We start from the raw sequence: 14,032 nt of genomic DNA, 5'->3' as shown, positions 1-14,032 counted from the left end.
ACAGCCCTGAAGGTGACGTTCCGCCCACCTGCCGTCACGCGGTATTGACCGGACGGTCAGTCGACCGCCCGGTGCGCCCCTCGCTCAGGTCAGGGACGAGTAGGCCACGACACCCCGCCTGAGCGCGTCCATCGCCTTGCCCGCGTTCTGTCTCACCTTGCTGCCGGACGGGGAGGCGTCGGCGATCTGGCCGAGCAGGTCGAGCAGCTGCTTGATCCAGCGCACGAAGTCTCCCGCGGCCAGCTCGGCGCCGTTGACCCCGTCGCCGAGCACCGCGTCCAGGTTGTGCCCCCTGGCCCAGCGGAAGGCCGCCCAGGCGAACCCGAAGTCGGGCTCCCTGATGAACGACAGGCCGTGGTCGCTCTCGACGGCCTCCAGGTCGCCCCACAGGCGCACCATGTCGCCCAGCGCCTTCTGCACCCCGCCCGCGGGGATCCTCGGCTGACGGGCCTCGTCCGCCTGCCGGGACTCGAAGACCAGCGAGGAGACGCTGGCGGCCAGCTCCGCCGGGTCCAGCCCCTCCCAGAGCCCGGCGCGCAGGCACTCGGCGGTCAGCAGGTCCAGCTCGGTGTAGAGCTGGGCCAGCCTGCGGCCCTCGGCGGTGACGTGCTCACCGTCGAGATAGCCCAGCTGGTCGAGCACCCCGCACACCTTGTCGAAGGTGCGGGCGATGACGTGGGAACGGCCCTCGACCCTGCGGCGCAGGCCGTCGGTCTCACGGAGCAGCTTGTAGTAGCGCTCCGCCCAGCGGGCGTGGTCCTCCCGCTCTTCACAGCCGTGGCAGGGGTGCTGCCTGAGGTCCCTGCGCAGCCGCAGGATCTCCTCGTCCTCCCCCGCGTGGTCGCGTGCCCTGACCGGCTTGCCGAGGTCACGGTCACCGAGCTTGGCGTGCATCGAGGAGACCAGGTTGGCCCGCTCCTTCGGCGAACGGGCGTTGAAGTTCTTCGGGATGCGCAGATGCTCGACCGGCTCGACGGGGACGGGGAAGTCGGCCGAGGAGAGCTTCTTGACCTGCTTGCCCGCGGTCAGCACCAGCGGCGCCGGCCCCTCGCCCCGGGAGTTGAGCCCCGGATCGAGGACGACCGCGACCCCCGCCCTGCGTCCGCCGGGCACCCGGATGATGTCCCCCGGCCTGAGCGCCTCAAGGGAGCGCAGCGCCTGCGCCCTGCGGGCCGCGCCGCGCTGCCGCGACAGCTCGGCCTCCCGGTCGGACAGCGCCCTGCGCATCGCGGCGTACTCCTCGAAGTCGCCCAGATGGCAGGTCATCGCCTCGCGGTAGCCCTGCAGCGCCTCGTCGTGGCGACGCAGCTGCTTGGCGAAGCCGACCACCGCCCGGTCGGCCTGGAACTGCGCGAAGGAGGACTCAAGCAGCGACCTGGCACGTTCCCTGCCCACCTGGCCGACCAGGTTGACCGCCATGTTGTAGGAGGGACGGAAGCTGGAGCGCAGGGGGTAGGTGCGGGTGCTGGCCAGGCCCGCGACCTGCAACGGGTCCATGCCGGGCTGCCAGTGGACGACCGCGTGACCCTCGACGTCGATGCCGCGCCGCCCCGCCCTTCCGGTGAGCTGGGTGTACTCCCCCGGGGTGAGGTCGGCGTGGGTCTCGCCGTTCCACTTGTCGAGCTTCTCGATCACCACGGAACGGGCGGGCATGTTGATACCCAGCGCGAGGGTCTCCGTGGCGAACACGGCCTTGACCAGGTTACGGGTGAACAGCTCCTCGACGACCTCCTTGAAGGCCGGGAGCATGCCCGCGTGGTGGGCCGCCAGCCCGCGTTCCAGGGCGTCGCGCCACTCCAGATAGCCGAGCACCGCCAGGTCCTCGTCCGGGAGGTGGGCGGTGCGCTCGTCGACGATCTGCCGGATCTCGTGGCGTTCGGCGTCCGTGGTGAGGCGGATCCCGGCGTACAGGCACTGCATGACGGCGGCGTCACACCCGGCCCTGGAGAAGATGAAGGTGATCGCGGGCAGCAGCCCAGCGGCGTCGAGACGCTCGATGGCCTGGGCGCGGTCCGGCGGGCCGCCCCTGCGCGGCCGGGAGTAGCCCCTGCGGCCCCTGCCGTACGCCTGACGCTCCTCGTCCCTGGCCAGGCGCAGCAGGTTGGGGTTGACCAGCGGCCTGCGGCCGTCCTCCTCGCCGAGGAACAGGTCGTAGAGGCGGTTGCCGACGAGCATGTGCTGCCAGAGCGGGACGGGCCGGTGCTCGTCGACGATGACGCTGGTGTCGCCGCGGACCTCCCCCAGCCACTCGCCGAACTCCTCGGCGTTGCTGACCGTGGCCGACAGGGCGACCAGCCGTACCGACTCGGGAAGGTGGATGATCACCTCTTCCCAGACCGCGCCGCGGAACCGGTCGGCCAGGTAGTGGACCTCGTCCATGACGACGAAGCCGAGCCCCGCGAGGGTCCCCGACCCGGCGTAGAGCATGTTGCGCAGCACCTCGGTCGTCATGACGACGATCGGGGCCTCACCGTTGACGCTGTTGTCGCCGGTGAGCAGGCCGACCTTGGCGGCGCCGTACCGTTTGACCAGGTCGTTGTACTTCTGGTTGGAGAGCGCCTTGATGGGGGTCGTGTAGAAGCACTTGCGGCCCTCCTGCAGGGCCAGGTGCACCGCGAACTCCCCCACCACGGTCTTGCCCGAGCCGGTCGGGGCCGCCACGAGCACCCCGTCGCCCGCCTCAAGGGCGCGGCAGGCGTCCAACTGGAAATCGTCCAGCCCGAAGCTGTAAAGACCGCGGAACGAGGTCAGCGCCGGCCCACTGTCGGCCTGGCTCTGACGGAAGGCAGCGTAACGTTCCGCTGGGGTCGTCATGCCTCCAAGCCTACCGATATCAACATTCCGGTCCGCCCCACGAGCCCCAGCCCATGCCCGACGCCAAGTGTGAGGAGTTTCGGCTTGGGCGCGTCGGTTTCTAGACTGAGGAGTGTCGGCTTGGGCGCGTCGGTGAGCTGGACTGAGGAGTGACGGAGCGAAGCGGAGGAACGACGAGGGAAGTCACCGACTTCGGGCGCCCAAGCCCGCGCCGCCGCCAGGCGGCGCAAAGCAAGCACAGCGGAGGAACGACGAGGGAAGTCACCGACCTCAGGCGCCCAAGCCCTGCGACGCCGCAGGCGTCGCAAAAGGAACACAGCCCAAACCCGCGACGCCGCCAGGCGGCGCAATCAGCACAAAACATGAAGTGCGCCTGGAACGAGTTCGCAGGTGAGGGGTAGAGGGCCGAGGCGCTCGCCGTCGGCGTAGGCGACCACGTCCCGCGCCTCCAGCGTGATCCCGCGCACGCGCCTCGTCGCGACGAAGGGATGGGTGACGTGGGAGCCCCGGTAGACGCGGGGGAAGGCGCGCAGGAAGCGTCCCACGGGCACCGCGTCGATGATCGTCACATCCAGCAGGCCGTCGTCGGGAACGGCGTCGGGGCACACGCGCATCCCGGCGCCGTAGGAGGAGGTGTTGCCCACGGCGACCAGCATGATCGGCCGTTCGATCGTCTCGGCTCCCGAGGGACCGTCCAGGGTGATTCGGAACGGGATCGGCCGGTAGGAACGCAGTTCCGCGGCCAGCGCGAGTAGATACCGGGACATGCCCGGCGGCCCGCTGATCCGGTTGGCCCGCTCGTTGACGCGGGAGTCGAAGCCGCAGGCCAGCACCCCGGCGAACCACTCGCCGCTCCCGGTCCGCACCGCGTCCACCGTACGGCCGACGCCCCGCAGCACGGCGTCGGCCGCCTCAAGGGGTCTGCCCCGGGTGACGCCGAGGGCGGTGGCGATGTCGTTTCCCGTGCCCGCGGGGATGATGCCCAGGGGGACGCCGGTCTCCGCGACCGCCTGGACGGCCAGGTGCACCAGCCCGTCGCCGCCGAAGGCCACCAGGGTGCCCGCGCCCGCGGCGACGGCCGTACGGGCTCGGGCGAGGGCGTCATCCGCGGAGTCACCGACGAGCACGGAGACCTTCCTGTCGCCGCGCCGCAGCCGGTGCAGCACCGGGCCGAGCAGGCCGCGTGAGCGTCCGCCCCTGGCGGCCGGGTTGACGAGGACGGCGATCTCTCCGGGCATGGCGCCGGAATCTACCGCCTATTTCGGCGGATCGGTATCCGTCTCCAGGTCGAGCGGGGAGGCCTCGTCGTCGGACAGGTTGGAGAAGTCCTCACCCTTGGGGCGTCGCTTCTCCCTGAGGTACATGAACCCCTCGGCGAGGGCGAACAGCACGACCATCGGGATCGCCAGGGCGATCATCGAGAACGGGTCGGTGCTCGGGGTCGCGAGAGCGGCGAAGACGAACATGATGAAGATCACTGTGCGCCGGTGCTTGGCCACCGTGTCGCGCGGCAGGACCCCGATCACGTTGAGGAAGACCATGAGCAGCGGCAGCTCGAAGGAGACTCCGAAGATGACCAGCATCACCAGCGCGTAGGTGAGGTAGTCGTCCATCTCCAGCAGCGGGATCGCGTTGTCGGGCGCGAAGCTGAGCAGGATCGCCAGCCCGGTGTCCATGATGAGGTAGGCCAGCCCGGCACCCGCGAGGAACAGCGGGATCGCCAGCCCGAGGAACGACAGCGAGTAGCGCTTCTCGTTGCGGTACAGACCGGGGGTGACGAAGGCCCACACCTGGTACAGCCAGACCGGTGAGGAGACGACCATCGCGAACATCACCGCGACCTTCAGGTTGACGAAGAAGGCCTCGAAGACGCCACGGATGGCGAAGGTGCACTCTCCGGCCCGCAGGGTCTGCGACGCGGGCAGGCTGCAGTAGGGCTCGGTGATGAACGCCCAGATCGGCTGGAAGAACAGGAAGCCGATGACGACGCCGACGACCAGCGCGAGCATGGAGATCAGGATGCGGTTGCGCAGCTCACGGAGGTGTTCCATGAGTGGCATGCGCCCCTCGGACACTCCGGACGATCCCGGTCCGTTCGAGCCCGGCTTGGGCCATTTCAGCAGCGCCATTCACGAATCCCGGTCTGACGAGTGAGGTGGTGAGAAGCGGGCTGGACGCCCCGCCTCGGCCCTACTGCGGCTTGGCCGCACCGGCCTGGGCGCGCAGCTTCGCGGCCTGCTCCTCAAGGGCACGTGCCTGCTCCTCGGCCGTCTGCTGGGGAGCGGCAGCCGTGGGGAGCGGCTGGGGGGCCGGAGCGGCCGGCTGGGGCTGCGCCTGCGTCTGGACGACGGTGGTACGGGTGTCCGTCTCGTCGTCGTCGCGAAGCTTGGCGGTCTCCGACTTGAAGATCCGCAGTGACCGGCCCAGGCCGCGAGCCGCGTCCGGCAGTTTCTTCGCACCGAACAGCAGGATCAGGATCACGCCGATAATGATCAGCTCGGTGGGTCCCAGGTTAGGCATGACACATCCTTAGGCCGAACGACATGCACTCTCCTGCCCGATCGTACGCTCCCGTGAGCACAGACTCATCCCTTCCGGGAGGGGATTGTCCGGACCTGCTCGTTCAAGGCGCTGTGTGCGGGGGTGACCGTCTGGCGGATCCTGGCGACCTCCCGGCCCAGCGCCCGGGTGGCCAGCAGCACGCGAACCCCCAGAAAACCCAGCACCAGCAGGCCCGCGAAGGCGAGTCCGACCGCGGCGAAGATCCAGCTCATGACAGCCGATCATAACGGCGCATGTCAGGAGACCGACTCGTAACGATTCAGCGCCGAGGTCGCCGCCCGCCTGACGCTCTCGGCCAGTGAGGCGGGTGAGAGCACCCGGCCGGTGTCGCCGAGGCGCAGCGCGAGCCGTACCAGCCAGCCCTGGTCCCGGGCGCGCAGTGTCACCTTCAGGCGCCCCTCGCCCAGTTCGGTGACCTCCTCGCACGCGTAGTACTCGGCGACCCAGCGGCCCGCGGGGGTCAGTTCGAGCTCGACCAGCTCGTCGGTCGGCGAGGGCCGGAACACCCCGGGCGTCACCTCGTCGGGCACCGCGTCCGCGGGCGGGTCGGCGGCCACGTCGAGGATCTCGACGGTGAGCATCCGGTCGAGGCGGAAGAGCCTGACCGCCTCCGCCCGGTAGCACCAGCCGGACAGGTAGGAGCGGCCGTCCACCACGACCAGGCGCATCGGGTCGACCTCGCGCGGGGTGATCTCGTCGCGGCCCGGCACGTGGTAGCGCAGCGAGAGCCGTCTGCCGCGGCGCAGCGCCTCGTTGACGGTCGGCAGGGCGTCCGGGGTCGCGCCGACCTCGACGGCGACCTGGCTGCTGACCGCCGCGGCGCCCTCTCCCTCGGCCTGCTCGAACTTGGCGATGACCCGCGCCAGCGCGTCACGGTCGCCGAACTCCGGCAGCTCGGCGAGCATGCGCAGGGCCACCAGCAGGGCGCTCGCCTCGTCGATGCCCAGCCGCAGCGGGCGGGCGATGGTGTCGGCGTTGTCGATGACGATCTCGCCGCCGTCCCAGGAGACGTCGATCAGGTCTCCCGGGGTGTGGCCGGGCAGCCCGCACATCCACACCAGCTGGAGGTCGTCGATGAGCTGCTTCTCGCTCAGCCCGAAGACCTTGGCCACCTCGGGCACCTGCGCCCCGGGGTGGGACATCAGGTACGGCACCAGCGCCAGCAGCCTGGGCAACCGGTCGGCCGTGCTCATACTGTGTTCCCCCTGCTCGTCGGTCTGTCCTCGCCCCTCACGCCAGGGCTCCCTTCAGGCGGCGGATCACGGCCTCCCTGGCGTCCGGCGGCCCGGCCACCTCGGCGTCGGCGGCGAAGCCCGCCACCCACCCGGCCAGCCGCTCGGTGTCGGTGAACTCGACGTCCAGCTCGTCCCACCCGTCGTCGCCCTGCCGTACGGCCTTGGCCACCTGGCGAAGCCCCTGGCAGGTGCCCTCGCGGACCCGGATGAGGGCGGCGCGCTCCCTGACCGTCATCTCGTCGCGGTAGCCGACCATCGAGATGATGTCCACGCCCTCGGGGACCACGACGGCGCCGGGGCGGCCGACCGGGACGACGGGGCCGTTGATCCGGCTGAGCCGGAACACCCGTGCCGCGCCCCGGTCGCGGTCGTGACCCACGACGTACCACCGGCCGCGGCGGCTGACCACGCCCCACGGTTCGACCGTCCTGGTCAGCACGCTCTCGCTGGCCGCGGCCCGGTAGGGGAAACGGACCGCGCGCCGGTCGCGCACGGCCTCCCACAGCGCGGGGAAGGCCGGGTCGCGGGTGTCGACGCGCAGTTCAAGCGCCCCACCGAGCATCCCGCCCGCCTCGTCGGTCTCCACTCCCCCGGCGCGCAGCTTCAGCAGCGCGCCGCTGGCGGCCTCGGCCAGGCTCGCCCGCTGCCACACCTGGGCGGCCAGGCCGACCACGGCCGCCTCGTCGGGTTCGAGGGTGATCTCGGGCAGCTCGTAGGACTCGCGGACGATCCGGTAGCCCGGGTCCTCCTCCCAGGGGTCCTTCTGGACCTCGATCGGAATGCCGATCTCCCGCAGCTCGTTCTTGTCCCGCTCGAACATCCGCTGGAAGGCCTCGTCGTTGGCGGCGTCGTATCCGGGCACCGCCTGGCGGATGTGCTCGGCGCTGAGCGGCCGCCTCGTGGCCAGCAGGCAGATCACAAGGTTCAGCAACCGCTCGGTCTTCCGGCGCGACATCCGGCCTCCTTCCCTGTTCACATGACTCTACGTCCAGGTGGCGCTACTCTTCCCCGGTGATCAGATGGCGCAGGGGCGAGGTCGCGCGGATCCGGCGAGAGTGGTCGGGGGCGATGGAGATCGAGGTCTCCACCGAGGAGGGGCTCGTCCGTGCGCTGGCCTACCCCGCCCTGGTCGGGCGTCCTGAGCCGGGCGACACGGTCCTCCTCAACACGACCGCGCTCGCGATGGGTCTCGGTACGGGAGGTTACGCCATGGTGGTGGCACTCCCGAACAGATTGCCGAAAGATCCACAGGGTCCCGGCCACCTGGTGAAGGCACGCTACACCCCCCTGCAGGCGACCGTGCTCGGCGCGGACGAACAGGACTCCCCCTTCCACGAGGCGCTGCGCGAGGCCGACTCGCTGGACGGCATGCCCGTCGTGGTCGCCGACCTGCACTCGGCGCTGCCCGCCATCCTCTGCGGCCTGTACGGCTCCCGCCCCGCCGGGCACGAGGAGGTCCGGGTCGCCTACGTGATGCTCGACGGCGGCGCGCTGCCCGCCTGGTTCTCCATGTCCTGCGCCAGGCTCAGGGAGACGGGCTGGCTCGACGGGGTGGTCACGGTCGGTCAGGCGTTCGGCGGCGACGTGGAGGCCGTGACGCTGCACACGGGCCTGCTCGCGGCCCGACACGTGATGGACGCCGACGTGGCGATCGTCACCCAGGGGCCGGGCAACCTGGGCACCGGAACCCGCTGGGGCTTCTCCGGCGTCTCCGCGGGCGAGGCCGTCAACGCGGCCTCCGTGCTCGGCGGCAGGCCGGTCGCGGCGCTGCGGGTCAGCGAAGGCGACCTGCGCAAGCGTCACATCGGGGTCTCACACCACTCGCTGACCGCCTACGGCAGGGTCGCCCTCGCCCCCGCCCAGGTGGTCGTGCCCGAGCTGCCCGGCGACTTCGGCAGCCGGGTGGCCGAGCAGTGCGCGCCGCTGGCCGTACGGCACGAGCTGGTCGGGGTCCCGGTCGAGGGGCTGTACGAGGACCTCGCGGACTGCCCGGTCAGACTGTCGACGATGGGCCGTGGGCTGGACGAGGACCTGGCCTACTTCCTGGCCTCCGCGGCCGCCGGACGCCACGCGGCCTCGCTGCTTTCGTAGAACTCCTTGAAGGTGAAGGCCTGCGGTGTAGGGCCCTGAGTTCTGAGCAGGTCCAGGCGCTCCATGCCCTCCTCAAGCGTGGGCACGTGGTCGCTCGGGATCCACCACATCACCGAGTACGGCTCCGCGACGCGCAGGAACCACTCCCTGCGCCGTTGCAGGATGCCCAGGTGGGCACTGCGGTAGACGAAGTCCCACAGGCTGTCGCGGTCCTCCCACACGGAGAAGTTGATCAGCAGGTGGTCCCCGTAGTCGTGGTGGACGACGTCCTGCGGCCCTTCGCCTCCTTTGAGCCGCCACACGTAGCCGGGGGACTCCTCGGCGAGCTGGTTGATGGGGTCGAGGGCCGCGACGAAGTCGGCGATCTCGGGGGATTCGAGGGGGGCGCGCAGATGACCGACGTTGAGCTGAGCTAGGTGCATGCCTGTCAGCAAACCATCCCCCGTTCTTCTATGTCAATCTTCGTTGTTTTTAGAAAAAGTGACGCAGCACTCCCCCGGCCGGGGATCCAGCCTGGCCGTACGGGCCTCCTCACCCAGCGCATCGAGCAGCCCCCGGCACAGCGCCAGGTTCATCGAGCACACCAGCAGCGGTTGCTCCCGCGACAGCACGTGGAAGGGGCAGTTGCGCATCCGCAGCACACCGTCGTCCTCGTAGGGCTCGTATCCCCGCGCGCGCAGCGCCCCGGCGAGGTCCTCACCCCGCTCCGCCAGCTGCGCGCCCGCCCGCCGCGCGACCTCGTCGGCGATCTCCTCCCCGCCGAGACGATCGACCGCCTCGGCCAGCATTGACGCCATGGAACGGTAGTCCCTGGCCGGGACGCTGACCTGCCACTCCCCCGGCGCCCTGCGGTAGACCTTCGCCGGACGGCCACTGCCCGGCCCCGTCCTGTCGGTCAGCCGTTTGAAGCCCGCCTCAAGCAGACCGGCCTCCACCAGCTTGTCGAGGTGGAAGGCCGCCAGGGTCCGCTGCACCCCCACCGCCTCCGCGGTCTCGTTCCGCCCCGCCTCACGCCCCAGGGAGGCCACGTACTCGTAGACGGCCCGCCTCACGGGATCGTGCAGGGCCGCGACCGTGCCGAGGTCATCGCTGCTCACAGGCGGGATTCTAGGCTGTGCTTGTTTTTGCGGCGCCTTCGGCGCCGCAGGGCTTGGGCGCCCGAAGTCGGTGACTTCCCTCGTCACTCCTCCGCTTCGCTCCGTCACTCCTCAGTCCAGCTCACCGACGCGCCCAAGCCGAAACTCCTCACGCACGGCACCGGTACCCCAAACCCTTCACCGGTGATGCGAAGGACCCGGGCACGCGGGGGGCGTGACCGGGTCCCTGGACGTTCAGTGGGTCAGTAGGCCTTGAGGACGTCCACCAGGAAGACCAGGGTGTCGGTTCCCTTGATCTTGTCGCCGGAGCCGTCCTTGCCGTATCCCAGGTCCGGCGGGATGCTCAGCAGCACCCGGCTGCCGACCGGGACGCCGACCAGGCCCTGGTCCCAGCCCTTGATGACCTTGCCGGTGCCGATCTGGAACATGATCGGCTCTCCGCCACGTGCCCAGCTGCTGTCGAACTCCTGGTCAGAGCCCCAGATCTTGCCGACGTACTGGACCAGGATCGACTGGCCCGACTTGACCTCGGGCCCGGTGCCCTTGATCACGGTCTTGGCGACCAGTCCCTTGGGGGCCTTCTCGTCGGTCTTGGTGGTCAGCTTGGGCGCGGCGTCCCCACCGGGGTTCTCGATCTTGATCCCCTTGACCTCGGGGTCGGCCGCCGTACCCTGGGCCGCCTTGCCCGCGGCGGGGACGTCGACCACGTCGACCACGAAGACCTGCGACTGGCCCGCGGGAGCCTGGGCCTGCTGCTCCTTGGGCAGCGCGTCCTTGCCGAGGACCGACAGGAAGCGGCCCCCGCCCTTGGTCTCCGCGAAGCCCTTGCGCAGGATCTCGGGGATCTGCTCGTTGAGGGTGATCAGTTGCGGGCCGCCCTCGTCGTAGGTCGAGCCGACCAGCTTGTTCTGCTTGCCGTCCCAGGTGAAGACGGTGAGGTTGGCCACCACGCTGGCGCCGGCCTGGGCCGGGGTGCCGACGGTTCCGGGTGTGAGCACCTGGTAGGAGGAGACCTCCGTGACCTTCGCGGGGAAGGCCACGGTCGGCTTGGCGTTCGTCGCGCCGGTGACCTTCAGCTCGGGCGCCGACCCGGCGGAGGTGGTGGCCGAGGCCCCCGAGCCCGTGCCTCCCTCGGAGCCACAGGCTGCGGCGAACAACAATGGCACTGCGGCCAGTACGGCCAGGCTGCGGCGGCGCATGAATATCCTTCTGGCAGACGTCAGGTTTGCGTCACACTACCCGTCAACACATACGGGCGTGCTAAGACCGCCGACGACCTTACCGAAGCATGACCGTCACATTCCCGCGATCAGCTTGTCCACCCTCTCGTCCACGCTGCGGAAGGGGTCCTTGCACAGCACCGTGCGCTGCGCCTGGTCGTTGAGCTTCAGGTGGACCCAGTCCACGGTGAAGTCGCGGCGCTTCTCCTGCGCCCTGCGGATGAACTCCCCGCGCAGCTTCGCCCTGGTGGTCTGCGGCGGCACCGACTTGGCCTCGAAGATCTTCAGGTCGGAGGCGACCCGCTCGACCGCGCCGCGCTTCTGCAGCAGGTAGAACAGGCCCCTACGCCGGTGCACGTCGTGGTAGGCGAGGTCGAGCTGGGCGACCCTGGGGCTGGACAGCGGCAGGTCGTACTTCCTGCGGTAGCGCTCGATCAGCTGGTACTTGGTGACCCAGTCGATCTCCCTGGAGACCAGGTCCAGGTTGCCCGTCTCGACCGCGGTGAGCGTCCGCTCCCACAGTTCGAGCACCCGCTCGCTGATCTTGTCGCCGCCCCTGCGGTCGACGAAGTCACGCGCCTTGGAGAGGTACTCCTGCTGGATCTCCAGCGAGGACGCCTCCCTGCCGTTGGCCAGGCGCACCCGGCGCCGGCCGGTCATGTCGTGGGAGACCTCCCGGATGGCCCGGATGGGGTTCTCCAGCGACAGGTCGCGCATCACGGTGCCCGCCTCGATCATGCGCAGCACCAGGTCGGTCGCGCCGACCTTGAGCAGCATCGTCGTCTCGCTCATGTTGGAGTCGCCGACGATGACGTGCAGGCGGCGGAAGCGCTCGGCGTCCGCGTGCGGCTCGTCACGGGTGTTGATGATCGGCCGGGAGCGGGTGGTGGCGCTGGAGACGCCCTCCCAGATGTGCTCGGCCCGCTGGGAGACGCAGTAGACGGCGCCGCGCGGGGTCTGCAGCACCTTGCCCGCGCCGCAGATGATCTGACGGGTGACCAGGAAGGGGATGAGCACGTCCGCCAGGCGGCCGAACTCCCCGTGCCTGCCGACCAGGTAGTTCTCGTGGCAGCCGTAGGAGTTGCCCGCCGAGTCGGTGTTGTTCTTGAAGAGGTAGATGTCCCCGGCGATGCCCTCCTCGCGCAGACGCTTCTCCGCGTCGACGAGCAGGCCCTCCAGGATGCGCTCACCCGCCTTGTCGTGGGTGACGAGCTCCACGACGTTGTCACACTCGGGGGTTGCGTACTCGGGGTGGCTGCCGACGTCGAGGTAGAGGCGCGCGCCGTTGCGCAGGAAGACGTTGCTCGACCGGCCCCAGGAGACGACTCTGCGGAATAGGTAACGCGCGACCTCGTCGGGCGACAGCCGCCGCTGTCCCCTGAACGTGCAGGTGACGCCGTACTCGTTCTCAAGCCCGAAGATGCGACGGTCCATTGCCTCACACTATTCGCCGAACCCCTCCTGCGGGAGGGATCAGTGGGGTTTTCGGTCGTACGGCTTATGCCCCCACCTGGGGTCGGCTAAGCGTGAGCGGGGCTCACGCCCGGTGAGAACGGGCGCGAGCCGTACGGGAACGTTCAGGGGGTGTAGATCTCCTGGACCTTGACGATCTGTCCCCGGTAGACGGTGATCAGCGAGGGGCGCTGGGACTTCTTCACCCTCGTCAGCAGAACCTTCCTGGAGCACCGCTTGGCCCCCAGGCCGACCTTGTCGACGGTCATGGGGCCGGCCCCCGTCGAGGAGCAGCCGAAGGCGCTCAGGAAGACGACGTTCTTGGCGACCGGTGAGGCGTAGGCGCTCACGTGCCCCTCCGGGGGGCCGACGAAGTATCCCTCGGTGTACTTGTCCCGCACCCACTTGATCGGCTCGTACTCCACCTCGTACCGGCTGACGTGGGTGATCCAGCCGCGCAGGATGCCGTTCTTGCGGGGGCTGATGCGCTTGGTGAAGTCGTGGCCGGGGTCCTTCTGGAAGGTGGTGCCGAAGATCTTCGGGCGGGGGAAGTTAGGAATCGCCGCGGCCTCGGCGGGGATCGCGCCGCCCAGGGCGACGGAGAGCGCGGCGGCCACGGCCAGCAGTGAGCGTTTCATGCTCGTTACGACGACGGCCCCACGGACCCGGTTCGCCGCATGGAAGGTGATCCACGTCACAGCGGAGCGCCGCGCCCCCACACGGGGACGCGGCGCTCTCTGACCGTTCCGACCGGCTCCGTCAGCCGTTGGAGCCGGTGTCGATGTCGCCCTCCGGCGCGGTCGGCGGCAGGTCGGAGCCCTGCTCGGGCGCCGCCCCCGACGCCGTGTCCGGAGCGGTCGGGGAGGGCGTCGTCTCCTCGGCGAGCAGCCGCTCCAGCCTCGGGCCGTTCAGGCGCAGGAACTTGCGGTGCGGCCGGTTGCGGTCGAGCACCGCGACCTCGAGCTGGTTCGCCGGGGGGCGCTCACCACCCGGCTCGGTGAGGGCGAACAGCGCCGCCTCAAGGGCCTCGGGCAGCGGCAGGCCCTCGCGGTAGCGCTCCTTGAGCCTGCCCGCGACGGCCTCCGCCTGGCCGCCCATCGCCACCAGGCCGGTCTCGTCGAAGACCGAGCCGTCGAAGGTGAGGCGGTAGATGTGGTCCTCCTCCGCGCTGTCACCGACCTCGGCGACCACGATCTCGACCTCGAAGGGCTTGGGCGACTCGGTGAAGATCTGCCCGAGGTTCTGCGCGTAGAGGTTGGCCAGCCCACGCGCGGTGACGTCGTCCCTGGCGTAGTTGTAGCCGTTGATGTCGGCGTAACGGATGCCGCCGAGTCGCAGCGCCTCGAACTCGTTGTAGCGGCCGACCGCGGCGAAACCGATCTTGTCGTAGATCTCGCTGATCTTGTGCAGGGCCCGGGAGGGGTTGGGGGCGACGAACAGGATGCCGTCCTCGTACTGCAGGACGACGACGCTGCGGCCTCGCGCGATCCCCTTACGCGCGTAGTCCGCCTTGTCCCGCATCTGCTGCTCGGGCGAGACATATCCAAAGGGTATGGACACC

Annotated in this window: 14 protein-coding genes; 1 reads left to right on the top strand and 13 read right to left on the bottom strand. The window is 69.9% G+C overall.

Going from position 1 to position 14,032, the window contains the following annotated elements; translation table 11 throughout:
• Window positions 1-84 precede the first annotated feature (84 nt).
• The 7 genes from FHS44_RS33155 to FHS44_RS33125 form a co-directional block, all read right to left on the bottom strand.
• On the bottom strand, window positions 85-2,814 hold the full coding sequence (locus FHS44_RS33155; protein WP_184722093.1) for a DEAD/DEAH box helicase: 2,730 nt from the start codon (window positions 2,812-2,814) through the stop codon (window positions 85-87).
• A gap of 350 nt (window positions 2,815-3,164) precedes the next feature.
• Window positions 3,165-4,052, bottom strand: coding sequence for a diacylglycerol/lipid kinase family protein (locus tag FHS44_RS33150; protein ID WP_184722090.1), 888 nt, complete (start codon window positions 4,050-4,052; stop codon window positions 3,165-3,167).
• 18 nt (window positions 4,053-4,070) lie between these two features.
• On the bottom strand, window positions 4,071-4,865 hold the full coding sequence (gene tatC, locus FHS44_RS33145; RefSeq protein ID WP_246436469.1) for a twin-arginine translocase subunit TatC: 795 nt from the start codon (window positions 4,863-4,865) through the stop codon (window positions 4,071-4,073).
• Between the two features lie 139 nt (window positions 4,866-5,004).
• Window positions 5,005-5,334: a Sec-independent protein translocase subunit TatA gene (tatA, locus tag FHS44_RS33140; protein WP_184722084.1), complete on the bottom strand. Its 330-nt coding sequence runs from the start codon at window positions 5,332-5,334 to the stop codon at window positions 5,005-5,007.
• A 65-nt stretch (window positions 5,335-5,399) separates the two neighbouring features.
• Window positions 5,400-5,588, bottom strand: coding sequence for a hypothetical protein (locus FHS44_RS33135; RefSeq protein WP_184722081.1), 189 nt, complete (start codon window positions 5,586-5,588; stop codon window positions 5,400-5,402).
• A gap of 24 nt (window positions 5,589-5,612) precedes the next feature.
• Window positions 5,613-6,569 carry a helix-turn-helix transcriptional regulator gene (locus tag FHS44_RS33130; RefSeq protein WP_184722077.1) on the bottom strand — a complete coding sequence of 319 codons (957 nt, stop codon included), beginning with the start codon at window positions 6,567-6,569 and terminating at the stop codon, window positions 5,613-5,615.
• Window positions 6,570-6,606: 37 nt separating this feature from the next.
• Complete coding sequence (locus FHS44_RS33125) at window positions 6,607-7,566, bottom strand: helix-turn-helix transcriptional regulator (protein WP_184722074.1); 960 nt, start codon at window positions 7,564-7,566, stop codon at window positions 6,607-6,609.
• Window positions 7,567-7,679: 113 nt separating this feature from the next.
• On the opposite strand from FHS44_RS33125, the gene FHS44_RS33120 reads away from it, so the two are divergent.
• Window positions 7,680-8,702: a DUF3866 family protein gene (locus FHS44_RS33120; RefSeq protein ID WP_221461614.1), complete on the top strand. Its 1,023-nt coding sequence runs from the start codon at window positions 7,680-7,682 to the stop codon at window positions 8,700-8,702.
• Here FHS44_RS33120 and FHS44_RS33115 read toward each other — a convergent pair.
• The 6 genes from FHS44_RS33115 to prcA form a co-directional block, all read right to left on the bottom strand.
• The gene (locus FHS44_RS33115) at window positions 8,648-9,124 is read right to left on the bottom strand and encodes a DUF3291 domain-containing protein (protein ID WP_184722068.1); all 477 of its coding nucleotides are present in this window, start codon (window positions 9,122-9,124) and stop codon (window positions 8,648-8,650) included. The two genes, FHS44_RS33120 and FHS44_RS33115, sit on opposite strands and share 55 nt — an antisense overlap.
• 33 nt (window positions 9,125-9,157) lie before the next feature.
• Window positions 9,158-9,799: a helix-turn-helix transcriptional regulator gene (locus FHS44_RS33110; RefSeq protein WP_184722065.1), complete on the bottom strand. Its 642-nt coding sequence runs from the start codon at window positions 9,797-9,799 to the stop codon at window positions 9,158-9,160.
• A 242-nt stretch (window positions 9,800-10,041) separates the two neighbouring features.
• The gene (locus tag FHS44_RS33105) at window positions 10,042-10,998 is read right to left on the bottom strand and encodes an FKBP-type peptidyl-prolyl cis-trans isomerase (RefSeq protein WP_184722062.1); all 957 of its coding nucleotides are present in this window, start codon (window positions 10,996-10,998) and stop codon (window positions 10,042-10,044) included.
• 96 nt (window positions 10,999-11,094) lie between these two features.
• Entirely contained in the window at window positions 11,095-12,453 is a 1,359-nt protein-coding gene (gene pafA, locus FHS44_RS33100; RefSeq protein ID WP_184722060.1) for a Pup--protein ligase, read from the bottom strand.
• 143 nt (window positions 12,454-12,596) lie between these two features.
• On the bottom strand, window positions 12,597-13,109 hold the full coding sequence (locus tag FHS44_RS33095; protein ID WP_184722058.1) for a hypothetical protein: 513 nt from the start codon (window positions 13,107-13,109) through the stop codon (window positions 12,597-12,599).
• Window positions 13,110-13,230: 121 nt separating this feature from the next.
• Window positions 13,231-14,031 carry a proteasome subunit alpha gene (gene prcA / locus FHS44_RS33090; RefSeq protein WP_312863904.1) on the bottom strand — a complete coding sequence of 267 codons (801 nt, stop codon included), beginning with the start codon at window positions 14,029-14,031 and terminating at the stop codon, window positions 13,231-13,233.
• Window position 14,032 lies beyond the last annotated feature (1 nt).

Source organism: Streptosporangium saharense, assembly GCF_014203715.1.
GTDB lineage: Bacteria > Actinomycetota > Actinomycetes > Streptosporangiales > Streptosporangiaceae > Streptosporangium > Streptosporangium saharense.
The sequence above is the reverse complement of the archived record's forward strand: the minus strand, read 5'-3'. Positions and strand labels throughout refer to the sequence as shown.